Source organism: Pseudoalteromonas sp. CO342X (assembly GCF_004208915.1).
GTDB lineage: Bacteria > Pseudomonadota > Gammaproteobacteria > Enterobacterales > Alteromonadaceae > Pseudoalteromonas > Pseudoalteromonas maricaloris.
In genome coordinates, this window is record NZ_SGPH01000050.1 from 1 (window position 1) to 2,030 (window position 2,030).

At 47.0% G+C, this 2,030-nt stretch carries 1 protein-coding gene; it reads right to left on the reverse strand.

The features are described 5' to 3' along the window. A partial coding sequence (locus tag EXT47_RS23545; RefSeq protein ID WP_165383841.1) for a condensation domain-containing protein occupies positions 1 to 2,030 on the reverse strand: 2,030 nt, incomplete at both ends.

Genomic DNA, 2,030 nt, shown 5'->3' on the forward strand with positions numbered 1-2,030 from the left:
ACCGAGCGTTCAACACAAAGCCCGACTAACGTCTGCGCTTTCACCCCCTGCGCTTTCAGGTAATGGGCCAACTGATTAGCGCGGCGATTTAGCTCACCGTAACTAAGGCTGATACCATCACAAACTAGAGCGGTTTTCTTCGGAAAACGATCAGCCTGCTCCGCAAAGAGTTCATGGAGACAGTACTCCAATGGTACTTCTGCCTCGGTATCATTCCAGGTATGGAGCAATTGCTGACGTTCACTTTCCGGTAACAGCTCACGACTGTCGAGTCTAGCGCTGGAGCTTTCTCTGAGCGCTTCAACCAGACCTTTCATTGCCCCCTGCATATACTCTATCACCCGCTCCGTCGCTATATCGGCAATACCTTTTACCGTGATTTGAAAAGCATCACCGAAGTCATCCACCGATAAACTTAACGGGTAGTTGGTTCTTTCCTGTCTTTTCAAAAACTCTACCGTAAAAGATTGCGCCTGTAAGTCCGCTTTCCCCATTTCTATTCCACCTGAGCCTGAATGTCGGTAGTTGAAAACCGAGCTAAACAAAGGCATGCCATTACTTAGACTTGAACAACGTTGCGCCATAGATAAACTTGCTTGTTCATAGGGTAAAGAGTCCAGCAAACTGGTTTGCACTTGTTGCACCAGGCTCTGGGCGTTTGCACCGGCAAGTTTTACTCTTATTGGCAAGGTGTTAATGAACACGCCAAGAGCCTGCTCTACCCCTGAGGTTCCCTGCAAGCGACCCGACATTACTGTACCAAAGACAACATCATCTTTACCGCTGCAAGCCGCCATAACCCGGGCCCAGCCAGCGTGAAAAATTGCAGCAGGACTGATCTGTATGTTTTTAGCTATTGCCCTGAGTTCTTCTCCAAGAGGCGCAGGGAAAGCTTCCGAGAACTCGGTAATATCATTGCCTTTACCTTGCACATTTATCAGATTAAACGGCAAGCTTGGTTCGCTGACATCCGACAGCATATTGGTGAAATACTGCTCGGCATCATTTGCCTTTTCCTGATGCAGACTATGGGCAATAAATTCTCGGTACTGTACCGGAGTCAGAAGTTGCTGTTGTAAACCCTGACTATATAATTTCAGCTCTTTTTGAATCACTTCAAAGGCAACATGATCGGAAATAATATGATGCCATTGCAATAATACATAACGCTCAGCGCTATCGCCCTGACTCGCAACGATAACACGCAATAATGGACCACTCCTTAGATCCATTTGACGCCCTTCGGACTCGCTGTATTCCTGAAGATAAACCAATGGGTTCTGCTGCTGTTCTATTGTGGTTGTCAAAACAGCTAACCCGACCTGCTTTCTTACAATTTGTACCGGCTTTCTTACCCCTTCCCAGTGAATAGAAGTGCGTAGTACGTCATGGCGCTTAATTAAGAAGTCTAATCCGTCAATAAAAGCCTGTACCTGATGTAAATCCGGAATCTTCAAAAATGCAGATAAGACATAAGGATCATTTTCCGGATCCAAGGTATGGTGAAACAATATACCTTGTTGCAAGGGACCTAAGGGGTAAATGTCCTGTATGTTCCCAACGCCACCCGGAATTTGTGCAACCAACTGTTCTATTTCCCCCGCATTTAAGTCCACTAATGGCAACATTTGGGGAGTTAATGCTACACAGTCCGCTGGTATCAGGTTAGGCGGGGCCTTAAATAAACGGGCATCATCCACAGATTCCTTCACGATTAACTTTGCCAACGCTGCCAGAGAAGGGGTCGAAAAGAGTTGGCTCGCACTCATCACCAGATTTTGTTGCTGTAACCGGGAAATCACCCGCATAACCAGTAACGAATGTCCCCCCAGTTCAAAAAAGTTGTCCAGAATACCAACCTGTTCAACTCCCAGCACCTCCTGCCAGATCTCGCATAAGATTTTTTCCATCTCGGTTTGCGGTGCGATATAGTCGCCTGAAAATTCCCCTTCCGGCTCAGGCAAAGCATGGCGGTCAAGTTTACCGTTGACCGTTAACGGCAAAGCCTCAAGAACAACAAAAGCCGCCGG